Annotated in this window: 20 protein-coding genes; 9 read left to right on the forward strand and 11 right to left on the reverse strand. The window is 58.7% G+C overall.

Features of this window, described 5'->3' with window-relative positions:
• Window positions 1-84 precede the first annotated feature (84 nt).
• Window positions 85-1,980 carry a glutamine--fructose-6-phosphate transaminase (isomerizing) gene (gene glmS / locus EXZ61_RS17855; protein ID WP_142813041.1) on the reverse strand — a complete coding sequence of 632 codons (1,896 nt, stop codon included), beginning with the start codon at window positions 1,978-1,980 and terminating at the stop codon, window positions 85-87.
• 136 nt (window positions 1,981-2,116) lie between these two features.
• On the opposite strand from glmS, the gene EXZ61_RS17860 reads away from it, so the two are divergent.
• A complete protein-coding gene (locus tag EXZ61_RS17860) occupies window positions 2,117-2,599 on the forward strand; it encodes an Lrp/AsnC family transcriptional regulator (protein WP_142813042.1) in 483 nt (160 codons plus the stop codon).
• Between the two features lie 29 nt (window positions 2,600-2,628).
• Here EXZ61_RS17860 and EXZ61_RS17865 read toward each other — a convergent pair whose 3' ends face one another.
• Window positions 2,629-3,414 carry a sensor histidine kinase gene (locus tag EXZ61_RS17865; protein WP_142813043.1) on the reverse strand — a complete coding sequence of 262 codons (786 nt, stop codon included), beginning with the start codon at window positions 3,412-3,414 and terminating at the stop codon, window positions 2,629-2,631.
• Window positions 3,414-4,784 carry a bifunctional UDP-N-acetylglucosamine diphosphorylase/glucosamine-1-phosphate N-acetyltransferase GlmU gene (gene glmU / locus EXZ61_RS17870; RefSeq protein ID WP_237218998.1) on the reverse strand — a complete coding sequence of 457 codons (1,371 nt, stop codon included), beginning with the start codon at window positions 4,782-4,784 and terminating at the stop codon, window positions 3,414-3,416. The genes EXZ61_RS17865 and glmU overlap by 1 nt, the downstream gene beginning before the upstream one ends.
• 91 nt (window positions 4,785-4,875) lie before the next feature.
• Here glmU and EXZ61_RS17875 point away from each other — a divergent pair, with 91 nt between their 5' ends.
• Together EXZ61_RS17875 and EXZ61_RS17880 are read left to right on the forward strand one after the other, a co-directional pair.
• Window positions 4,876-5,748 carry a DUF6279 family lipoprotein gene (locus EXZ61_RS17875; protein WP_142813044.1) on the forward strand — a complete coding sequence of 291 codons (873 nt, stop codon included), beginning with the start codon at window positions 4,876-4,878 and terminating at the stop codon, window positions 5,746-5,748.
• 25 nt (window positions 5,749-5,773) lie between these two features.
• Complete coding sequence (locus EXZ61_RS17880; protein WP_142813045.1) at window positions 5,774-6,214, forward strand: TfoX/Sxy family protein; 441 nt, start codon at window positions 5,774-5,776, stop codon at window positions 6,212-6,214.
• Here EXZ61_RS17880 and EXZ61_RS17885 read toward each other — a convergent pair.
• Window positions 6,183-6,782: a 5-formyltetrahydrofolate cyclo-ligase gene (locus EXZ61_RS17885; protein WP_142813046.1), complete on the reverse strand. Its 600-nt coding sequence runs from the start codon at window positions 6,780-6,782 to the stop codon at window positions 6,183-6,185. The genes EXZ61_RS17880 and EXZ61_RS17885 overlap by 32 nt on opposite strands.
• 9 nt (window positions 6,783-6,791) lie before the next feature.
• Between EXZ61_RS17885 and EXZ61_RS17890 the strand changes: the two genes are divergently transcribed.
• The 6 genes from EXZ61_RS17890 to EXZ61_RS17915 all read left to right on the forward strand — a co-directional run bounded on the left by EXZ61_RS17890 (window position 6,792) and on the right by EXZ61_RS17915 (window position 16,004).
• Window positions 6,792-8,792, forward strand: coding sequence for a lytic transglycosylase domain-containing protein (locus tag EXZ61_RS17890; protein ID WP_142813047.1), 2,001 nt, complete (start codon window positions 6,792-6,794; stop codon window positions 8,790-8,792).
• Window positions 8,793-8,807: 15 nt separating this feature from the next.
• Complete coding sequence (locus EXZ61_RS17895) at window positions 8,808-9,491, forward strand: glutathione S-transferase family protein (RefSeq protein WP_142813048.1); 684 nt, start codon at window positions 8,808-8,810, stop codon at window positions 9,489-9,491.
• A gap of 4 nt (window positions 9,492-9,495) precedes the next feature.
• Window positions 9,496-10,806 (forward strand): multifunctional CCA addition/repair protein, encoded by a 1,311-nt coding sequence (locus EXZ61_RS17900; protein ID WP_142813049.1) that lies wholly within the window; start codon window positions 9,496-9,498, stop codon window positions 10,804-10,806.
• Between the two features lie 38 nt (window positions 10,807-10,844).
• Window positions 10,845-11,546, forward strand: coding sequence for a response regulator transcription factor (locus EXZ61_RS17905; RefSeq protein ID WP_142813050.1), 702 nt, complete (start codon window positions 10,845-10,847; stop codon window positions 11,544-11,546).
• A complete protein-coding gene (locus EXZ61_RS17910; protein WP_142813051.1) occupies window positions 11,543-12,922 on the forward strand; it encodes a sensor histidine kinase in 1,380 nt (459 codons plus the stop codon). The genes EXZ61_RS17905 and EXZ61_RS17910 overlap by 4 nt, the downstream gene beginning before the upstream one ends.
• Window positions 12,923-13,055: 133 nt before the next feature.
• Window positions 13,056-16,004 (forward strand): EAL domain-containing protein, encoded by a 2,949-nt coding sequence (locus tag EXZ61_RS17915; protein ID WP_168224812.1) that lies wholly within the window; start codon window positions 13,056-13,058, stop codon window positions 16,002-16,004.
• 374 nt (window positions 16,005-16,378) lie between these two features.
• Here EXZ61_RS17915 and EXZ61_RS17920 read toward each other — a convergent pair whose 3' ends face one another.
• The 7 genes from EXZ61_RS17920 to EXZ61_RS17950 all read right to left on the reverse strand — a co-directional run bounded on the left by EXZ61_RS17920 (window position 16,379) and on the right by EXZ61_RS17950 (window position 22,207).
• Window positions 16,379-17,611, reverse strand: coding sequence for a phage head morphogenesis protein (locus EXZ61_RS17920; protein ID WP_142813053.1), 1,233 nt, complete (start codon window positions 17,609-17,611; stop codon window positions 16,379-16,381).
• Window positions 17,604-17,927: a DUF4406 domain-containing protein gene (locus EXZ61_RS17925; protein WP_142813054.1), complete on the reverse strand. Its 324-nt coding sequence runs from the start codon at window positions 17,925-17,927 to the stop codon at window positions 17,604-17,606. The genes EXZ61_RS17920 and EXZ61_RS17925 overlap by 8 nt, the downstream gene beginning before the upstream one ends.
• Before the next feature lie 154 nt (window positions 17,928-18,081).
• The gene (locus EXZ61_RS17930) at window positions 18,082-18,297 is read right to left on the reverse strand and encodes a hypothetical protein (RefSeq protein ID WP_142813055.1); all 216 of its coding nucleotides are present in this window, start codon (window positions 18,295-18,297) and stop codon (window positions 18,082-18,084) included.
• 4 nt (window positions 18,298-18,301) lie between these two features.
• Window positions 18,302-18,550 carry an amino acid ABC transporter substrate-binding protein gene (locus tag EXZ61_RS17935; RefSeq protein ID WP_142813056.1) on the reverse strand — a complete coding sequence of 83 codons (249 nt, stop codon included), beginning with the start codon at window positions 18,548-18,550 and terminating at the stop codon, window positions 18,302-18,304.
• Entirely contained in the window at window positions 18,547-20,109 is a 1,563-nt protein-coding gene (locus tag EXZ61_RS17940) for a DUF935 domain-containing protein (RefSeq protein WP_142813057.1), read from the reverse strand. Before EXZ61_RS17940 ends, EXZ61_RS17935 begins: the two co-directional genes overlap by 4 nt.
• The gene (gene terL, locus EXZ61_RS17945; protein WP_142813058.1) at window positions 20,106-21,698 is read right to left on the reverse strand and encodes a phage terminase large subunit; all 1,593 of its coding nucleotides are present in this window, start codon (window positions 21,696-21,698) and stop codon (window positions 20,106-20,108) included. The genes EXZ61_RS17940 and terL overlap by 4 nt, the downstream gene beginning before the upstream one ends.
• The gene (locus EXZ61_RS17950) at window positions 21,698-22,207 is read right to left on the reverse strand and encodes a DUF1804 family protein (RefSeq protein ID WP_142813059.1); all 510 of its coding nucleotides are present in this window, start codon (window positions 22,205-22,207) and stop codon (window positions 21,698-21,700) included. The genes terL and EXZ61_RS17950 overlap by 1 nt, the downstream gene beginning before the upstream one ends.
• Between the last annotated feature and the right edge of the window lie 2 nt (window positions 22,208-22,209).

The following is a 22,209-nucleotide window of genomic DNA, read 5'->3' on the forward strand; positions in this document are numbered from 1 at the left end:
TGGGCAACCATGGCGAGCCAAGAGCCTGAGCTCAGGTTTACGACTTTAATTGCCCAGAATAGTAATTTGCCCGCCCCTCTGTCCTCACTCCACCGTGACCGATTTCGCCAAGTTACGGGGCTTGTCGACATCCGTTCCGCGAGCCAAGGCAGTGTGGTACGCCAGTAGTTGCAAGGGCACGACGTGCAGCAATGGGGACAGCTCACCATAGTGTTCAGGCATGCGGATCACGTGCAAGCCCTCGCCGCTGTCGATGCGGGTGTCGGCGTCGGCCAACACGTAGAGCACACCGCCACGGGCGCGCACTTCGTGCAGATTGCTCTTGAGCTTTTCCAACAGTGAGTCGTTCGGTGCTACGGTGACCACGGGCATTTCGCTGGTGACCAAGGCCAAGGGGCCGTGCTTGAGCTCGCCTGCGGCGTAGGCTTCGGCGTGGATGTAGGTGATTTCTTTGAGCTTGAGCGCGCCTTCCATGGCAATGGGGTAGTGCAAGCCACGGCCTAAGAAAAGGGCATTTTCTTTCTTGGCAAAGTCTTCAGCCCAAGCAATGACCTGCGGCTCTAACGCCAACACCGCCTGCAATGCGGCTGGCAAATGGCGCATGGCTTTGATGTGGCGTGCTTCGTCTTCGCTGCTCAAGCGGCCTTTGGCTTGCGCCAAGGCCAATGTGAGCAAGAACAAGCCTGCCAACTGGGTGGTAAACGCCTTGGTGCTGGCCACGCCAATTTCTACGCCTGCGCGGGTCACGTAGGCCAGGCTGCATTCGCGCACCATGGCGCTAGTCGCCACGTTGCAAATGGTCAGCGTGTGTTTCATACCCAAGCTCTGGGCATGGCGCAAGGCGGCCAAGGTGTCGGCCGTTTCGCCGGACTGGGTGATGGTGACGACCAGGGTGTTGGGGTTGGGCACGGAGTCGCGGTAGCGGTATTCACTGGCCACTTCGACCTGGCATGGAATTTTGGCAATGCTCTCGATCCAGTATTTGGCGGTACAGCCACTGTAGTAGCTGGTGCCACAGGCCAAGATGAGCACGGAGTCCACCTGTGCAAACACGCGCGCTGCGTTGGCCCCAGGCGCATGGTTGGCTTGCTGGTCAAACAGCTCGGGAACAATGCCTTCCACACCTTCCAAGGTGTCGGCAATAGCGCGCGGCTGCTCAAAAATTTCCTTTTGCATGTAGTGCCGATAAGGGCCCAACTCTGCAGCGCCGCTGTGCGCATGCACCGTTTTGACCGGACGTTGAGCGGGGGACACTGCGGCGTGTTGTTTGTCGATGAGCCAGTATTTGCCCAGCTGCACGTCCACCATGTCGCCTTCTTCGAGGTACACGATTTGGTCAGTCACACCGGCCAAGGCCATGGCGTCACTGGCCAAGAAGTGCTCTTGGCCATCCGCGCCCACACCCAAGATCAGTGGAGAGCCAGCACGCGCGCCAATCATGCGGTGGGGTTCGTCTTTGCAAAACACTGCGATGGCGTACGCACCGTGGAGCTGCGCACAAGCGGCCTTTACCGCTTCAAACAGATCGCCGTCATACAGGCTATCGACCAAGTGGGCGATGACTTCGGTGTCGGTCTGGCTGTCAAACTGGTAGCCACGGGCTTTGAGTGTGGCACGCAGTTCGTCATGGTTTTCAATGATGCCGTTGTGTACCAAGGCAATGCGGCCTGGGCGGCTGGCGGCATCCGCGCCTGGGCCGTGACTGAAATGGGGGTGCGCGTTGTGCACCGCAGGCGCACCGTGGGTGGCCCAGCGGGTGTGGGCAATGCCCAATGTGCCATGCACGTCGCCGGCTTGCACCTGCTCGGCCAACTCGGCGACGCGCGATGTGCTGCGTGCGCGGCGCAAACCGGGCTTGTCGTCTTGTGCGTACACCGCGACGCCGCATGAGTCATAGCCGCGGTACTCCAAGCGCTGCAGGCCTTGCACCAAGACAGGAACGATGTTTCGGGTAGAGATAGCACCAACGATTCCGCACATAGACAAACTCCCAAGTTGTTGAATAGTGGGATGCTAGCCCTGCATGCAAAAAATTGTTGATTGAAATTCGCTTTTTTATGAACGAAAATTTCATGAATTCAAAGTTAAGAAATTTAAATTCAAAAAATAATCAAATATGGAAGAAATTTCACTCGATAGCATCGACTTGCAGCTTCTCGCCCAACTGCAAAAGGACGCGGGATTAAGCAACCACGCTTTGGCGCAGCGCGTGCACACCTCGCCGCCGACTTGCCTGCGCCGGGTTAAACGATTGCACGACTTAGGGCTTATTGAGCGCCAGGTGGCCGTACTCAACCCGGAGAAACTGGCTGCGGTGCTGGGCTTTGGCCTGAGTGCCATTGTGGAGATCACCCTAGACCGGCAAGACAGCCAATCGCTGGACCAATTTGAAAGCCGCGTCGCTAGCGACGCTGCGGTGCAACAGTGCTACCGCGTGTCACCGGGGCCCGACTTTGTGCTGGTAGTGCACACGCAGAACATGCCCGGCTACCAAGCCTTGGTGCAGCGCTTGTTCACGCAAGACGCCAATGTGCGCAATGTGAAGGCTTTTTTCAGCGTGAAACGCAGCAAGTTTGGAGCAGAGTTGCCACTGGCCTGAGCCGCGAATACTGCCCCGCAATCGGAAAGCTACGCAGTTGCAAGGGGCAAGGTAAAGCGCACACAACAACCTGCGCCCTCCGCACCTTCAGCCCACGCCGTGCAGGCATGGCGCTCCAGTATTTTCCGGGTCAGTGCCAAGCCCATGCCCAACCCTTCAAAGCTACGCTGGCTGTGCAAACGCTGAAAAACGTGGAACAGCTTGGACTTGTGGGCGGAGTTAAAGCCAGCGCCGTTGTCTTGCACCCAGACCGTGCAGCGGCTGGCGTCATCCGCACATGGCTCCCAGCCTATGTCGATGTGCGCGGCTGGCGTTGCCCCTGTGAACTTGACGGCGTTGCCCACGACGTGGGTGAGCACTTGGCGCACCAATGCCGAATCCGCGTGCAGGGTAGGCCAGGTGTTGGCCAAGCTCCACGTGACCAAGCGGCCGCTGCATTTGGCTTGCATGTGGGCAAGCACCTCGGCCACCAAGTCGCCCAAAGACACTGCGCTAGGCTGGGGCACGACAGCGGCAATTCGTGCAAACTCTTTGAGACCATCCATCTGCAGGCCCATGAGCTTGGCTGCGTGGTGGATGGTGCCTAAATGCCCCAACACTTCAGGGGCCAGCGTGGGCCCTGCATCCTCTTCAATCACGGTGGCGTAGGCCAAAATGTGGCGCAAGTTGGCGCGCAAGTCGTGCGAGACGCAGTGGGTGAACTCATGCATGTCGGCTCGGACCGCAGCCAGCTGCGCGCGCAGCGCAGCGTTTTCGGCCAGCACATCTGCCAGCGCCAAGGGCTGGGCGACTTGCGCACTGACTTGGGTAGCCATTAGCGTGCTATTTTTTGGGGTCTGGCCCAGTCAGCAATGCTGACTTGCTTGCCGCGAGCCACCGTTAAGGCGCCTGCCGGGGTGTCTTTGGTTACCGTAGAGCCCCCGCCCACCGTGCCGCCAGCACCCAAGGTGAGGGGCGCCACGAGCACGCTGTTGCTGCCCACATGCACGTCCGCTTCGATGACGGTGCGGTGCTTGTTAGAGCCGTCGTAGTTGGCGGTAATGGCACCCGCACCAAAGTTAACGCGCTCTCCCACGGTCGCATCGCCCAAGTAGGCCAAATGGTTGGCTTTGGCACCCTTGGCCAAGGTGGAATTTTTGACTTCCACAAAGTTGCCGATGTGCACTTCGGCCCCTAAGCGCGCGCCGGGGCGCAGACGGGCAAAGGGGCCAATCAGCGCGCCAGCGCCCACGGTCACCCCCAGCTTTTCACCATCGATATGGGTAAAGGGGTGAATAACGGCACCGGCCTCGATCACCGCGTTGGCAATTACACAGTTGGCACCAATGGACACGCCTTCACCCAAGCTCACTTGGCCTTCAAACACGCAGTTCACATCAATGCTTACATCGTGGGCGCACAGCAGGTCGCCACGCACATCCAGCCGGGCCGGGTCTGCCAAGCGCACGCCCTCTTCCATCAGGCGGTGGGCTTGTTGCAGTTGGTAGGCACGCTCCAACTCGGCCAGTTGCACCGGGCTATTGACCCCAGCGACTTGCACCGCGTCGGTAATTTTGTAGCCCACCACGGGCACGCCATCGGCCACGGCGAACTTCACGATATCGGTCAGGTAGTACTCGGCTTGGGCATTTTTGTTGTCCAAGCGGGCTAACCAGCGTTTGAGCTGCGCAGCGGGCACGGCCATGATGCCGCTGTAAATCTCGGTAATGCGGCGTTGCTCGGGTGTGGCGTCTTTGTGTTCCACAATGGCTTGCACCGCGCCATCGGCGTCTGCCGAAGCTTGGGCACGCACAATGCGGCCGTAGCCCGTGGGGTCCGCTTGCTCCAGCGTTAAGAGAGCAAGCTGATGGCCCCCGCTGGCCTTGATGAGATGGAACAAGGTATCGGCCTGGGTCAAAGGCACATCGCCCGACAAGACCACCACCACGCTGTCGTCCGATAGAGCGGGCACCGCCTGCTGTACGGCGTGCCCCGTTCCCAACTGTGGCTCTTGGCGCACAAAATTCAGGGAAAAATCAGCTGCAGCGCCCGTGGATGTTGCGCAAGCCGCTTCCACTTCCATAGCACCATGCCCTGTAATGACCACCACTTTCTGGGCCAGTAGCGCAGCGGCAGTATCCAGCACGTGCTTCAGCAAGGGACGCCCCGCAATGGTGTGCAATACCTTGGGTTTTTTGCTCTTCATGCGCGTGCCTTTGCCGGCCGCCATAATGACCACTTCGACTGCGGGCGTTTGTTCTTCGCCACGTTGATGTTGATGAATTGCCGCCACTCTTATGCCCCTGTTGTTTCGTTGGTTCGCCATTATCTGCGCAGTCTTTATCGCCCTCACGCTCAGCGGCTGCAGTGCCGTGCGTTTGGGCTATAACAACGCGCCCACCCTTGCTTACTGGTGGCTCGATGGCTACTTTGACTTCAGCACCGCCCAAAGCAATGCCATGCGCGCAGAGCTGGTGGCGCTGCAAGACTGGCACCGCAAAGAAGAGTTGCCGCTGCTTGCAGATCTGCTGAAAAACCTGCAAGCCGCTGCCCCCAACCCCGTGAACCCAGAACAAATATGCGCCGTCTATAGCTATGTGCAGACACGCGTGTTAGCGACCAGCGACCGTTTGGTGCCAGCGTTCGCCGCCCTCAGCACCAATTTGCAGCCCGCACAGTTGGACCACATGGCGCGCACCTTTGAAAAACGCAACAAACAGTGGCGAGAAGAGTGGCTGGAAGGTAGCAAGGCCGAACGCACCGACCTGCGTACCAAAAAGCTCCAAGAACGGGCGGAAGCGTTCTATGGGCGCCTAGATGCCACCCAAGTCGCCTTGTTGCGCAACCAGGTCAACAACTCAGACTTTGACCCTAGCCTGAACTACCGTGAAATGCTGCGACGCCAGCAAGACACACTACAAACCTTGCGTGACTTGCGCAACAGCAACGCCACAGAAGCACAGGGTCAAGCTGATATTCGCGCCATGTTGGCGCGCGCTTTGAACTCCCCAGACCCGGCGTTCCGCGCTTACTTGGCCACCATTACTGCGCAGAGTTGCGCCGCGCTGGCGGCAGTGCACAACAGCACTTCGGCAAACCAACGCCAGCGCTTGGCCCAAACCCTGCAAGACTACGAAACCGACGCCCGCGTCTTGATGCAGCGGCCCTAAAGCACACGCCTTACTGAGACACCCCATGGCCACCATTCCCAGTGACTTTGCCGACTACTGCTGTGAACTGCTGAGCCCCATCGGCCCGTGCCGGGCGAAGCGGATGTTTGGAGGCTGGGGAATTGCCATCGACGGCATGACCATCGCCATTCTGGCCAACTTGGGCCAAGGGGACACCTTGTGGCTTAAAGCCGATGTTCAAAGCCAAGCCTTGTTTGAAGCTGAGGGCTGCGCCCGCTTTACCTATGAAGCCGACGGGAAGACCAGGGGCATGAACTACTACAGTGCCCCCGCCGATGCGATGGAGTCACCCGCGCTCATGCAGCCATGGGCCCGCTTGGCCCTACAAGCAGCGGTGGCCGCGCATGCCAACAAAAAACCTGCGGTGAAAAAGACCGCTGTCAAACAGGCCGGTGTGGCCAAGCCGTCAGCCGCTAAACCGGCCAAACTACCCCGTAGTCGTTAAGAATTGCGTCCAGCGGCACGTCATGCGGCTCTGGCTCTAGGTCCGGCACATAGCCCACCCCATAGCCCAAGCCCACCGTAAAGGGTTTGGGGCTCAGAGTCGCCAACATGCGGTCGTAAAACCCACCGCCGTAGCCCAGTCGGTAGCCCCCGGGACCATAGCCGACACAGGGGGCGAACAACAAGGTGGGAACAATGAGCTCCGTGTCCTTGGGTTTGGGAATGCCATAGGCGTCTTCTTCCATGGGGCAGCCAGGGTACCAGGCATGAAAGGTCATGGTCTTGTGCTCACGGTTGACCACGGGCAGACCAATGCGCCGGGGTTGTGGCTGGTCAATCAACTCACCGTCTTCTTTCCAACGGTGCAAAGCCGGCAAGGGGTCAAACTCGCCTTTAATGGGCCAGTAGGCACCGATGACGGTATCGGGGCGTCCTACCAGCCAAATGCGCATGACTTGCTGCAACATGTCGGCGCGCTGTAGCCGATCCGGCATCTCCAAACGTTGAGCTAACAAAGCCTTACGAAGTGCCTTTTTTTCCGCCGCTTGCTTATCGTCTGAGTTGTTCATAATCACCACATGCAGTTTTCAGCCATTCTGACATCGATCGCCCTCCTTGGTGCGACGCTGTCCCCCTCGATTTCATCCGCCTTGGCCCAAGGCCGAGACAACACCCTCGCCGACCAAGCGGTGATGGACATGGCGCAGGCCTATAAACAACGTGACAAGCGCAAGCTTGCAGCGCTACTCCCCCAAGCACGGGGCTCTTTACTGGAACCCTGGGCCGCATATTGGGAGATTTCGGCACGCTTGGACGAAGCCCCTGTGCGCGAAATTCAAGAGTTCATGACACGCTACAGCGGTAGCTACCAAGAAGACAAGCTGCGCAATGAGTGGCTGCTCAAAATGGGGCGCGACCGCGACTGGGCCAGCTTTAACCGCGAGTACCCCAAGTTCCGCATGAACGACGACCGATCGGTGCGTTGCTATGGCTTACTTGCCGACTATTTGAGCTCGGGGACCGACATCAAATCGCAGGTGCAGTCCACCTGGCTGTCGCTAAAAGACGCCGATGAAGGTTGCGCCAGTGCCGCAGAACAGTTACTCAAAGACCACTCCGTGATGGCCCAAGTAGCCTGGGTGCGGGCACGTTTGGGTATGGAGAACGACCGCTTGCGCGTGGCCACCCAAGCCGTGGGTTTGCTCAACCCAAGTTGGGTCAAAACCGTCAACGCCATCTACCTAAACCCAGGCAAGTACCTCAACGACAAGCTCACCGCTTTGCGCCCGCAAACGCGGGAGTTGGTGTCTCTGGCCTTGATTCGCCAAGCCTATTTGGACCCCGAAGAAGCGGCAGTGGAAGTAGAAAAACTGCGCTGGCGCGCACAGCTGACCAAAGAAGAACGCAGCTGGATTTACGGTGTGATCGGCAAACGAGCAGCCCAAAAACTGTCGAATGACGCACCCAACTACTTTGCCAAGGCACAAGTGCAACACCTGCATGAGGACCACTTGGCATGGATGGCCCGTGCCGCGCTGCGCACCGGTCGCTGGAATCAGGTGACCGAAGCCATTGCGGCCATGCCAGACAGCCTGCGACAAGACCCAACGTGGGTCTACTGGCGTGCGCGCGCGCTGATGATTCAGGCCCAAACCGAGAGTGCACGTGCTGAGTCTTTGCGCCTGCTAGAGAGCATTGCCAGCCCTCGCGGGTTTTACGAGCAGCTAGCGCTCGAAGAGTTAGGCCAACGCATCACCACCCCACCCCGGCCTGAGCCACTCACGTCCGAAGAACGCGAGGCGGCCCGCCAAAACCAAGGGCTGGCCCGCGCCCTGTACGCCATCCAAATTGGCATGCGCTCTGAGGGAGTGCGAGAGTGGAACTACAGCACCAACCTGCATGTGCGCGGCGGTTTGGACGACCGCAGCATGCTGGCTGCCGCCGACTTGGCGTGCCGCGCCGAGGTCTGGGACCGCTGCATCAACTCCAGCGAGCGCACAAAGATAAGCACAGACCAAGAGCAGCGGTTTCCCATGCCGTTTAAGGCTGCTGTATTGGCGCGCACCAAGCAAATTGGCTTAGACCCCGCGTTTGTGTATGGGCTGATTCGCCAAGAAAGCCGCTTCATCATGGACGCGCAATCGCACGTCGGTGCCTCAGGCTTGATGCAAGTCATGCCCGCCACCGCCAAGTGGACCGCCAAAAAAATTGGCCTGACTGACTTCCGCGCCAGTGACATCAACGACCGCGACACCAATATTGCCATTGGCACGGGCTACCTCAAACTGGTGCTCGACAACTTTGGCGGCTCCATGCCTATGGCTGCTGCGGCCTACAACGCAGGCCCCAACCGCCCTCGCATGTGGCGAGGCCAAGACGGTGCGGCTACTTTAGAGGGCGCTATCTGGGCGGAAAACGTGCCGTTTACCGAGACCCGCGACTACGTCAAGAAAGTGCTGTCTAACGCCACCAACTATGCGGCCTTGATTACCGGGCAGTCCCAATCCCTCAAAGCGCGCTTGGGCACCGTGGGGCCCAAAGAATCCGCAAGCCCTGAGTTGGGCTTGGACCTCCCCTAATGCATGAAGGCACTTATGTACCACCTGTTTATTGGCAACAAAAACTATTCATCTTGGTCCATGCGACCTTGGGTCTTGCTGACCCAAGCGGGCATTCCCTTCAAAGAAGTGATGGTGCGCTTTGACTCCTTTGCGCCTGATTCCCAATTCAAAGCCACGCTCCAGGGTTTGAGCCCCACAGGCAAGGTGCCTCTCTTGGTGGATGAAGACTTGGCCGTTTGGGACACCTTGGCGATTGCGGAGTACATCGCCGAGCAACACCCCGACAAACAGCTGTGGCCCAAAGCTCGAACCGCCCGCGCCCAGGCCCGTAGCGTATGCGCCGAAATGCACAGCGGCTTTACGGCCTTGCGCGGCAACTGCCCGATGAACATCGAGGCCGACTTGGCCGATGCTGGTGCCCTCATCTGGCGTGACAAATCCGGTGTGCGTGCGGATGTGCAGCGTTTGGTCGAGATGTGGAGCGGATTGCTTGAGGCCTACGGCGGCCCGATGCTGTTCGGCGAGTTCAGCGTGGCCGATGCCTATTACGCGCCCGTTTGCATGCGGCTGAAAACCTACGGCCTACCGGTGCCAGAAGCCATTGCCGCATATGTGGCGCGGGTCTGTGGCTTGCCCGGCGTGCAGGCATGGGTAGAGCAAGCGCGCGCAGAGCAAGACTTTTTGGACTTTGAAGAACCCTACCGCATGAGGCCCTGAATCCGTGGACATTTGCTTGGTTGGCGGTGCCGTGCGCGACGCACTCATGGGCCAACCCGTCCAAGACCGGGACTGGGTGGTGGTGGGTGCCAGCACCCAAGCGTTGCTGGACCTTGGGTTTATTGCGGTGGGTCGAGACTTTCCTGTGTTTTTGCACCCCAAGACGCGCGAAGAATATGCTTTGGCCCGTACAGAGCGCAAAACCGCACCCGGCTACCAAGGCTTTGCGGTCCATGCAGCCCCGGATGTCACACTAGAAGAAGACTTGGCCCGGCGCGACCTCACTATCAATTCAATAGCTGTACGCGCTTATCCGACAGGCGATAACGGCCAATTTACCCTCAATAGCACATCTAAAACAAGTACCAAAGCCTTAGGTAGCCCTGCAGATTGGCTGCACGAAGGCCGCCTGGTAGACCCCTATGGTGGCCAACGCGACATTGCCGCCAAAGTGCTGCGCCATGTCACTCCCGCGTTTCGAGAAGACCCGGTACGCATCTTGCGCGTGGCCCGGTTTGCTGCGCGCTATGCCGACTTTTCGGTGGCCCCCGAAACATTGGCCTTGATGCAAGAGATGGTAGACGGCGGTGAAGTGGACCACTTGGTGCCTGAGCGGGTATGGCAAGAACTGGCCAAAGGGCTGATGGAGGGCAAACCCTCCCGCATGTTTGAGGTTTTGCGTGCTTGCGGTGCCCTTGCCAAACTGATGCCCGCCCTCAATCGGCTCTGGGGCGTGCCACAAAGCCCCGAGCACCACCCCGAAGTGGATACCGGCATCCATGTAATGCTGGTACTGGACATGGCCGCACACGTGGGGGCCAGCTTGGCCGTGCGCTTTGCCTGCCTCACGCATGACCTGGGCAAGGGCACCACGCCTACCGATGTGCTGCCCCGCCATATCGCCCACGAAGCGCGCAGTGTGCGCCTGTTAGAAGCCTTGTGCCCGGCCTTGCGCGTACCCCTGGACTGCAGTGAACTGGCGATCGTGGTCGCACGCGAGCACGGCAACATCCACCGCAGTGGGAGCTTAGATGCAGCTGCCATCGTGCGCCTGTTGGAGCGTTGCGACGCGTTTCGCAAACCCGTCCGCTTTGCGGAGGTGCTGCTCGCCTGCGAATGTGATGCACGGGGTCGCCTGGGGCACCAAGACAAGCCCTACCCGCAGGCAGGCCGGCTTGCAAAAGCCCTGCAAGATGCACAATCAATTGCTACCAATGTAGTAGCAGCTCACGCCCAATCCATGGGTGCCACTGGCCCAAAGATAGGCCAATTCATCCATGCTGCGCGCGTGCAAGCGGTGTCAGCAGGCCTGTAGCGCCGCGCTGCGTGTGAGCATCTTGGTATGCTAGGCCCATGTCCCATTTGCTGATTGTTGAAGACGATGAATTGCTGCGCGATGGCCTGTGCGCGCAGCTGATGCATGCTGGTCACAGTGTGACCAGTGCCAGCGATGGTGCGCAAGCCCAGGCCCTGCTGGAGATCACCCGCTTTGACGGCGTCATTCTGGACCTTGGCTTGCCACAGGTAGACGGCATTAGCGTGCTGCGCTGGATACGCCTACGGCTCAACGCCCTGCCCGTGCTGATCCTTACCGCCAGGGACGATATTGACGACCGGGTTCAAGGCCTGAACGCCGGAGCCGACGACTACCTCACCAAACCCTTTGTCATGGCCGAGCTATTGGCCCGGCTGCAAGCCATGCTGCGCCGCTCCCGAATGCCAGCCTTTGGCGGCTCCATGGAAGTGGAGAGCGCAGCAGAAAAGCGGCTGCGTGTGGACCCAACATTGCCCCTGGCGTGGCTAGACGATGTTCCGCTGGAGCTCACCCAGCGCGAGTGGGCGTTGTTGTCACTCTTGGTGAGCAACTTAGGCCAAGTAGTGGGACGTGAAGATGTTTTGGCTGTCTGGCAGACCCAGCCGGCTGATGGTTCGGCCACGGCCTCCAATGCCCTGGAGGTTTACGTGCATCGCCTGCGCCGCAAGTTGCAGGACTCGGGACTGAACATCCGCAATGTGCGTGGCTTGGGCTACATGCTGGAGTTAGAGAGCCCATGAGCCAGCCGGCTGCCGGTTTGTCTTTGCGGCGGCAATTGTTGCTATGGCTCTTGCTGCCGCAGTTGGTGTTGTGGCTGATGGGGGGCGTGCTCGCCTTTCGGGTGGCACTGAGTTACGCGGAAAAAACGATTGACCAGTCACTCACACAATCGGTGCGGGCTTTGTCGCGTCAGGTCAAGCCGCTAGGTTCCGGCCTCTTGGTCGATTTTCCTCGCGCCGCCCAAGACATCTTGGAACAAGACCCCACCGACCGGGTGTTCTACATGGTGTCGTCCCCCCCTGGGAGTTTTCTGCTGGGCAATAGCAAGTTTCCACGCCCGCCTTTCACCATTTACAGCCCCGAAAACGAGCCGGTCCTCTACGACCTGGTCATGGACGGAAAGCCCATGCGGGTGGCGGCTGTGGAGTTGGGGTTTGGCGATGGGCTGACCCCGCAGCGCATGCAAGTGCAAGTAGCCAAAAGCTTGGCGGTACAGCAGCGATTTGCCCGTGAGCTGGTACGAGACGTGCTTTTCCCCCTCTTGCTAATGGGGGCGGTGCTGAGCTTTCTCGTGTATGCCGGTGTGCGCCGTGGTTTAGCGCCCCTGCACAAGTTGGAATCTCAGTTGGCGGATAGAACAACGGCCTCGCTCTCCCCTATCGAGATGACACAGGCTCCCCAAGAAGTTCACTCCTTGGCCAATGCGTTGAATCAGTTGTTGACCACCCTGCGTCGCAGCTTGAGCCAAGAGAAGCGCTTCTTGAACGATGCGGCCCACCAGTTGCGCACGCCATTGGCAGGGCTCATCAGCCAGACCGAGCTGGCGATGCAAGAAACGCAGCCACAAGCACTCAAACAACGGTTGGAAAAAGTCCACACTGGCGCGCAGCGCAGTGCCCACTTGGTCAACCAACTGCTGTCACTGGCAAGAACCGAAGCAGAAGTCAGCCTCCACCCCATCAATGCAGCGGCCTTGGCACGCGAGGTGGCCCGAGAGTGGACCCCTCGCGCAGTTGCGGCCGGCGTAGACTTGGGTTACGAGGGAGAAGACACCATGATGGTGCCTGGTGACAAGCTCTTGCTGCGCGAAGCCTTGAACAACCTGATCGACAATGCCTTGCGCTACAGCGGGCGCAATACTGCAGTCACCCTGCGCACCCACACGGAAGGCAACACATGCTTGCTAGAAGTTGAGGACAACGGCCCTGGTTTAAGCGCCAATGACCTTTCTCGGGTCTTTGAGCGCTTTTGGAGGGCCAGCGAAATGCCGGGAGGATGCGGGCTGGGCTTGGCCATCGTGGCTGAAATTGCGCAACGTCACCGCGGCACCGCCAGTGCCTATGCAGTGATGCCGCATGGCCTACGAATCAGCCTCAGTCTGCCCAAGACACCTTGACGCCAAGCGCCCGACCGCGCACACTGACGGCAAGCCAAGAACTGAGGTGAAGCGCGACATTGCGGCCCTTGCCAGCTGTCTGTTCCAGACTCAATTTATCCGCAAATACGTGCCAAAACGCCAACTATCCGCAATGGTCGGCCCATCCGACGACACCGACCGTCCGGTCTCGCTGGCCGCCCATGACTGGCGGGTCGCGAATCCGGCTACATGCACAGACAACCCGTGGATGCTGGCGATGGAGAGCTCTGGCCTTGGCGCCTGGGACTGGAACATCGCCACTGGCGAGCAAACCCATTCCAAACGTTGGTTAGATATGCTGGGCTACAGCGTGGGTGACATAGCCAATAACAACCAGGCGTTTATGGAACTGGTGCACCCTGACGATGTGCACACCGTGAAGTCTGCATTCACCGCTTACTTGCGCGGGGACCAAGCGCAGTACGCCATGGACGTCAGGCTGCGCTGCAAGAATGGGCAATGGAAGTGGATTGCCACGGTGGGCACCATCGTCCAGCGCGATGAAAAAGGTCGCCCTGTGCACATGATAGGGACGCACATTGACATCAGCGAGCGAAAACGGGTGGAGGACAACTTGCGAGAACTCAATGCGCAGTTACTCGACAATACGTCGCTACTCCAAACCACGCTCACCAGTATTTCCCAAGGCATAGTCCTGACCGACGGCCAACAACGGGTGCGCAAGTTCAATCCCCGCATGTGCGAGCTGCTGGACCTGCCTCTCAGTTTTATGGCGACATTGCCCACCTTGCAGGAGGTCACGCACTTCCAAATGGTACGCGGCGACTTTGGCCCCCAAGGTGAATTGATTGACTCCCACGCACGCACCCATGTGATGGATGTGGCAGCAGGTGGGCCCAGCAGTCTTTTAGAAAATTACCTGCGCGTGACACCTAGCGGACGCACCTTGGAAGTGAGATCTCAGGCGCTTCCAGATGGAGGCTTGGTGCGCACCTTTGCCGATGTGACCAACTATGTGCAAGCTGAAGCTGCCCGTAAAAGACTAGATGTGCTGCTAGACGCCACACAGTCCATCGCTCGGGTGGGCGGCATTGACCACGATGTGCTCGAACACACCATCGAGTGGACCGCGGGCGTTTATCGCATTCTGGAAACGGCCCCAACCGAGTTCACCCCTACCCCTGAATCTGTGAGGCGTTTTTTCACCCCCGAGGGTCGTGCCGCGGTTAAGCAGTATTTGGCCAGCGCAAACCCCGGCAGTGACCGATTTGAATTGGAGCTAGATGTCATCACCTACACAGGTAAACGCATTTGCTTGCACGTCATGGGCACCCTGCGCTACGAGAATGGGCGGCTAAGTAAGCGCACAGCAGTGATTCAGGACATTTCTGAACGCAAGCGCACAGAAGCGGCGATGTACGAGAGCGAGGAGCGCCTCAAACTCGCGCTGGACAGCACTGGCGATGGAGTCTGGGACTGGCACATTCAAGAAAAGGTGGAGTTCTACTCTAAGCGGCTGCTGCAAATGTTTGGCTTGGCAGAGGCCGACCTGGATAGCAACCCTGACATTTTGGATGCTCGCACCCATCCTGACGATGTACAGCAAATGGCGATCGACCGTCAAAACCATTTTGATGGACATACGCCCACCTACATGAACGAGCACCGCATTCGCTGTTCAGATGGTTCGTGGAAATGGGTGCTCAGCCGTGGCATGGTCATTGCTCGGGACGATGCGGGACAACCGGAGCGGATGATAGGCACGTTTACCGATATCACGCCGCGCAAAGAGTCAGAGGCATTGATTCGCAAGCAAGCGTTCTTTGACCCCCTCACGGGCTTGCCCAATCGGCGCATGCTGCGCGACCGACTGGACCAAAAAATCAAGAAGAGTCGACGCGAAGACCAACAACTGGCCATTCTGTTTATTGACCTCGACCATTTCAAAGAAGTGAATGACACCTTGGGCCATGCCAGCGGCGACTTGCTGCTGGTAGAGGCAGCCCAACGCATACAAAGCTGTGTGCGCGAAACCGATACCGTCTCCCGCATGGGCGGCGATGAGTTCACACTCATTGTGGGTAATTTGGACGACGCCGATAGCCTAGAGCGCATCCTGCATAAGCTTTTAAGCAGTCTGTCAGAAGTTTTTCAGTTAGGGGCCCACCAGGTATTTGTATCGGCCAGCATTGGCATCACCATGTATCCGTCTGACGCTACCGAGGTCGAGGACTTATTCAAAAATGCAGACCAAGCCTTGTACGTTGCCAAAGGCGCCGGGCGCAACCGCTTTAGCTTCTTTACCCCTGCTTTGCAGGAAGCCGCTCAAACCCGGGTGCGCCTGACCCATGATTTGCGCAGCGGCTTGGCAGAACAGCAATTCAAGGTGGTGTACCAACCCATAGTGAACCTCCAAACAGGCGCTGTACACAAAGCGGAAGCCCTGATTCGCTGGCACCACCCCAAACTGGGTTTGGTGAGCCCCGCCTCGTTCATTCCCATTGCGGAAAGCAGCGGCTTGATCGTGGACATTGGGGAATGGGTGTTTCAACAAGCTGCCAGCCAAGTGCTTCAGTGGCGGCAACGTTTGCACCCTGACTTTCAAATCAGTGTGAATAAGTCGCCAGTGCAGTTCCACCACGATGACAGCCACAAAGCGACGTGGGCAGACCACCTCAATGCGCTGGGCTTGCCAGGCAGCAGCATTGTGGTGGAGATCACCGAGGGCTTGCTTTTGGACACAGGGACCCGTGTCGGCGACCACCTCCTGGAGCTGGGTGACGCAGGCATTCAAGTGTCACTTGACGATTTCGGCACTGGGTACTCGTCACTGTCTTACTTGCAAAAGTTTGACATTGACTTCATCAAAATAGACCAGTCTTTCGTCAAGCATTTGATACCGGCATCGACCGACCTAGCGCTGTGCAAGGCCATCATCGTGATGGCCCACGCGCTGGGCATGAAGGTCATTGCCGAAGGGGTGGAGACGGCGCTGCAGCGCGACCTGCTCATCGAGGCGGGATGTGACTACGGGCAGGGATACTTGTTCGCACGCCCTATGGCCGCGGAGGATCTGGAGCTGTACATACAGTCTCGCTAACGAAAAAAGGCCGCTGTTAGCGCGGCCTTTACAGGGGGGAGATGTTTGAATTGATCCACACAAAAACGGTCGAAAAAACAGGAAAAACGTCAAAGGAATCAATAAGTTAGGGCGTTTTAGAGGTTGGCGGCGAGAAACGTTTATTTTGATCCAGTAGCTGCCCAAAAATCGGGGGGCATTTGCCCATTAAATGCCGATTAAATGATTGGTGTGTGGCAGGAAAAATACCAAGAAATTGCAAAAAGCCGGGTCCGGGACTACACTTCGGGCAAGTCAGTGGACTGGAAACGCACCAGCCAGACGCAATGCCCTTGGCACCGTTATTACGAAGACGTAGCGCACTTCCTGACCCAAGCCCACCATGTGTGGGCTTTTTATTTGGTCAGCGCACCGAGCAGCAGCTCGTATGCGTCTGCATTGCCCAGGTCGCCCGCAGCGGCAGCGCCAAGCGACACCACGGTCGCCGACAGTCCAATCTTGGTTCGTTGATTCAGGCGCAGCACGATCTTGGGCAGCATGGTATTGAATGAATCCTGCGGAACGACGATCAGATTCCCGCTCTTCTTGTCCAGCAAAACCGCCTGGTAATTCCTGAAATGCTCGGGCAGGTTATTTGCCCACTCCTCCGGCCACACCTGCGGCGAGTTGACCTTGTGGCGTCCTGCCAGGTGGTTTGTTTTGCTGTCCAAGACGGACACGCTGGTGGTTTGCAATTCCACCTCGGGCAGCTTTTCTGCGATGGCATTGATCATGCCGCTGTCCATAAATCCCACGATTTGCGCCTGCCCAACGGGCTGTTTAATGGCAGTTTTAAACGCCTTGAAATTGTCGTTAAGCACCTTTTGATAGGCGGGTGAAACGGCTTTATCAGCCAACAAGCCCTGCAATGGTTTGGGCAAGGCGGCAATTTTCTGGCCCAAGGCAAGCTCTGGGGCGATCCAGCTCTGCCCCACGTTGTGGTCCCAGCCTGGATCAATGCCAACTGGCACGCGATCCGTGATCTCGCCGTCGCGTGTGACGACTTCGCGTGTTTTGACCTGGAAGGGTTCAGACACCTGGAGATTGCCATCGTCCAGATCGGCCTGGCTATAGGCGCGCACGGTGCAGCGGCAGCCCCAGCCGTTTGGCGGGTAATGTGTCTGCCAGAAAGCATCGTCGATGGGGAATATCAGGCCATTCCACATGCGGTGCATGGGGCGCACTCGTGCGTCCCCGGCTGTACGGTATTGCAGGAACGGGCGGCGCGCCTTGTTGGCCTGGAGCTGTTCCCAGCGGCCAGCCATATGAGCCGAGCGCATGTTGTTGTTGAAGATGACGCTGGTGCGCCACCCACGCTTGCCACGGTAGGTCCATCCGTACTTCTGCACAGTGGCATCAAAGTCTTTGCGGAACTGGGTAATGGTGGTACCGTTCTTCAGGGCATCCACCAGCGACTTTTGAATATCAGCCACCAGGTCGGTATTGGTCGCACCGGCAATGGCGAACACCTTGCCGTGCACCGGGCCTGCCAGATCGTCCCACTTCATGGTGGCCTCGGGCAGTTTGCCCTTGAGGTTGTCGATAGCCTGCCCGAATTGGACGCCGAAGGGTTTCACCAGATCAGGCATCGCACACCTCAGGGCCGTGCAGGATGGTGCTCTCAGGAACGACAGTCAGACCGAGTTGCTGGGCGAGCTGGTGCTCAATGCGAGCGCCGCGCGATTTTTGCCAGCCTGGCAGCAACGCAACACCATCGCACTGAGACAACTGACGAATGGCCATACGCATATAGCCAAGCCAGGAGCCGCAATGCGGTTCCGGGTTCTCGGCTGGGTTCTCCACCTCAAAGCCCAGCGCGCGCAGGCGCTCAGACGCAGCATTGAAGGCCGGGTAGTTGAAGTCAGGCAAGCCGGTCATGGGGCCAGCCACATAGATACGTTTCATCAGCATTGGCTCCTGTCAGGTACTTTTCCACCAGGCAAAGCGACCCATAAAGTGACGCAGGGAAGCACATTGATGCACCAGCGGCGGTTGAAGGGTGAGTAGTGCGCACCGATCCACAGCGCGCCCTTGTTGAAAAGGAGGCCCCACATGGCTGTCACGCCTTCAGGCCTCCGTAGAGGGTCTTTGTCGCTTGTGGGAAAGCCATTTTGAATATGGCGCCAGGGGCAGTTCGTCCATCAATGTCTAAATCGATCACCACGGCCCCGCAAGCCGCGCACCAACGCACGACCTCTTGCGCGTCGGGCGCTTCAGAGCTTGATCGACTGGAAATGACCCGTAAAAAGTGCAGCCCGCCGTTGCATTTGCTCATAGAGTCAACCTCCCTTCTTTGCGCCAGGCTCTGTCCCAGACTTCAAGCCAAGCGCAGCGCCACCAGTTAACAGCAGTGCACCCACACCTACGCCATACGCCTGCAAATCGAACTTGTTGCCCGTGATGACGGAATAGATTTCCAGGCACATGCCGATCAGGAAGGCCAGCACCCATAGCAGGCGGCCAACGTCATAGCTCTCGCCGTCGATGCCGGTGAGAATGTCATTGATGAATTTCAGTCCGATGTTCATTCAGCCTGCGTTGCCGCACCTCGCAACATCGAATAGCTCAAAGCTCGGTCAATCACCTCGCGCAGGCCTTCGTCATCCATTTCACCCACCAGTCCTTGCAGCGCCGTTTGGAACTCAGCCAGTGTTTTGCCTTCGGCCTCAAATTGCACCAGCATGGCGTAGACCGGCGCGATCATCTTGTCTTCAATGGCCTGGTCGGCCGCATCTGCGGCGAGCTGCATGGCTTCGTCTTCAGTCATGCCAGCGGCTTTGGCGAATGTGAAGCCCGCAACCGCTGAGAAGTCCACCGGCAGGGTGGTTCCTGCAGGTGCGGCAGCAGTCTTCGCTGTCAGACCTTTGGCCATTGGCAGCAAGGCGTCCTGATCATCTTCGGCCTCTGGAATGTCCAGTTCGTCCAGCATGGCCTTGCGGGAGGGCTTGGCTCCCATATTGGCGGCGATCTGGTAGGTCTCGGCCCGTGCCTTGCCAGCGGCTTCCTGCTTGTAGAACTCCAATGTGGGCGGTGCGACACCTTCACCAAAGTTGAATAGCGTGATCCACTTGAAAATCTGCGCCATGCTGGCCGCTGCAATGTCGCGGTCGGAATCGTGGACCTCGCTCTGGCGTTCTTTGGCGGTGTCCGCTGCTGCGCGTGCTCCCACGTCGAGCTGCTCACCGATCATGGCCTGGCTGGTGAGGGCCTTGGACATTTCCCGGTTGCAAAGAGAAATCAGGTTTTGCTGTGGCAGGTTTCCGGAGCCGCTGCCGTTGGGCACCAGCAGCTCTACGCCGTTGCCCTCCTGCATAACGACATAGCCCGCCTCCATCATTCCGGCCAGCGCGTCAGCCAGATCGTCCTGCTCGCTCTCACTGGTGCCAGCCGGGTAGCGGCCCACAGGCCAGGGTAGGCCATGGCGCTCGCAGTACTTCACGAAATAGCGCCAGCCACCGGTTTTAAACGTCCAGGGCCAGAAGCAACTCGACAGCAGCGCCATGCCATAGGGATTGTCATGGGTGGGCATGTGCCGGGACACCACGAACTGATAAGGCTCCACCGATGCGCCTTGCCACGCACCGTTGGAGAGCAGCATGGGCGAGCCATGCACGTCAAAGCGAAAGCGGCGACCGGGACGGTCAATCACACTGGTAGGCAGATATTTGCCATCTACCAGCTCCCACACTAATTCATGTGTGCGGTAGCCCGTGAAGATACAAGCGCTCATTTGCCACATGACTTCCAGCCAATCCACGATGGCATTGGGTGCTTGGCTGGCCATCCAGTTGGCGCACAACTCCATGGCGGCGGCAGACTTGCTGTCACCGTCTTTGCCCACATCGAGCCGATATTTGTGTGAGCGGAATGAACCACGGATAGACCGGATTTCTCCAATCACGTGTGCGTCCATCATGATGGAGTAATAGACCGCATCAGCCCGGCCCATTTCCCGCAGGATTGGGTCCGGGTTGGGCAAGGTCAGCATGGTGCCAAAGAAGCGCTGCGGGTCAGTCTCCGGCGTAGCCACCGGCTTGCCAAGCCAGGAGTTCAGATTGCGGATCAGGCCTTTGAGGGGAGGAATCATCGTGTTTTCCCGGTTCGGATTTTGGGGATGCCACCGGCGCGCGTGAGCGCAAGCATCCAGAGCATGTGAAGGGCATCAGGGCCATCGTCGTGATCGGCCTCGGGCCAGTGCCGTACCTGGCTATTGAGGACGGTGTGCGCCTGGTTGAACAGGATCAGTCCGTTGTTGACATGCGGACTCAGCGATTCAATGCGCAGGTCTTTGTCGCTGTGCGGTATCAGGGGCACGGCGGGCACCGGCACACCCGCCTTGGCCGATTGCTTGACCAACTCCTGGCGAAAGAACTCCTGAAACTGCACAGACTCAATGCCCCAGACCAGACAACGGTAATCGCGCTGGAATTCGATGATCCGGCTGATCTGGCGGTCCGGGATCGTGCGAGCGACATAGGCTTCCACCACACTGAGCTTGCCGCTGTTGCGGTCAAAGCCGCCTACCAGGCAGGCACTGGGGTCGCGGCTCTTGTTGTTCTTGCCCAGGCTGGGGTCATGTGCGCCATAGAACACCCAGTCGCGGCACGGTTGCACCCAGTACTGCATGTTCTGAAAGAACCCGTTTTCGTCGTTGGTCGGGTCGTTCTGGTACTCACAGTCAAAGGCGTGGTGGTCACTGGCACGAATCTTCATCAGGCGCAGCAGTGGACGCACGGTGGGCCAGCTCACCTGTGCGCCCTGATCCATATCGGCGCGGTGTTCGGCATAGAAAGCGTCGGATACTTCCTCGCCTTCGTTGATGAACAGCTCTTCCCACTGCTGCCAGAGGTCCATGCGATCCGGCCAGCGAGCGATTGCCTTGAATTTGACACGCTTCCACAGCGGGTTACGGTGGAAGCGATTGGCGACCGAGTCGTAATGCAGGATGGTGTTCAGATACAGGATATGCATCGACCCATCGGGTGGCCCCAGTGGCATCACTACCTTCTTGACCCAAGCCTCGGTCTTGTCGCGCTGCTCTTTGCTGCGCACGTTCTCATCGTTCTCAATATCGTCCAGCAGCACGAAGCCGGGACGGTGTGGGCCATGGCGCAGGCCGCGCATCTTCTTGCCGGAGCCGAAGGCCTGCACCTTACGGCCATTGGCCGTAACGATGACACCGGCATTCCACACCCGACCACGGCCGCAGGAATTGGGGAAGTCCATCGCCAGGCGTGGATTGCTTTCCAGCTCCACCTTCACGGCTTCCAACATGGTCGCCGCCTGGTCAAAGCTGTCCATCACGATAGGGATAAACCACTGGCGGTCGGTGACCACCAGCCACAGAGTGATCAATTGGGTTCCCAAGGTGGACTTGGCTTCACCACGGGGCGCGGAGACCTCAATAAGCTGCCCCACCGACTTGTCCAGCATGCCTGGAACGTTGTCATAAAACCAACGGTGAAACAGCGATGGATCGCCCTTGATGTAGTGCGGGAAGTAGGTCTTGCAGAAGAACTCATAGTCCTTCTGCGCACGCGTGGCGCGCTGATCGCGGGCAGCATGGTCGGTGGCAAAGCCATCGCATTCCGCCTCCACCAGGCGACGCTGTTCGTCCGCAAAGGCGCGCAGTTCCTCCAGGAACTGTTTGTCTTTGAGCTGGCGCTGTTTGGCCATCAGGCACCGCTCCCACCGAACTCGCGCACCAGATCGTCGCCAGCCGCTTCCGTGATCTCAATGAACTGCTCGCGCAGCTTGGGGTAGCGCCCGGCGATAAAGACCGACAGGAACTTGAGCACATCCATGGCCACCGCCAGGCGGTTGGCGTTGGGCATGGCCCGGCTGGCGGCACCGATGGCCTTGTTGTAGCCATCCATCAAGCGGACCATGATGTCTGCCCGCTGGGCGGCTGGCATCTTGGGGTCTTTCTTGACTTCTTCCAGGGTGGCCAGAAACTGCTCAGCCAAGCTGCCCAGCACTTCGTTGGCCATTTCCTCAATACCGCTTTTGGTCATTCGGCGGGCATTGCGCTGAATGTCCCAGTCGTTGCCTTCTTCCGCGTCCTGGCGCTTCCAGTTGCGGGCGGTGTTGTACGGCACCTTGCACGCCTCAGCCGCCGTGGCCAGGGGCAAGCCTTGCACGTACTTGGCGCGCACCTTGTTGCGGGTGGAGCGGTCGTAGGCCATTG

Origin of the sequence: Rhodoferax aquaticus, assembly GCF_006974105.1 — a bacterium.
GTDB classification, from domain to species: Bacteria; Pseudomonadota; Gammaproteobacteria; order Burkholderiales; family Burkholderiaceae_C; genus Allorhodoferax; species Allorhodoferax aquaticus_A.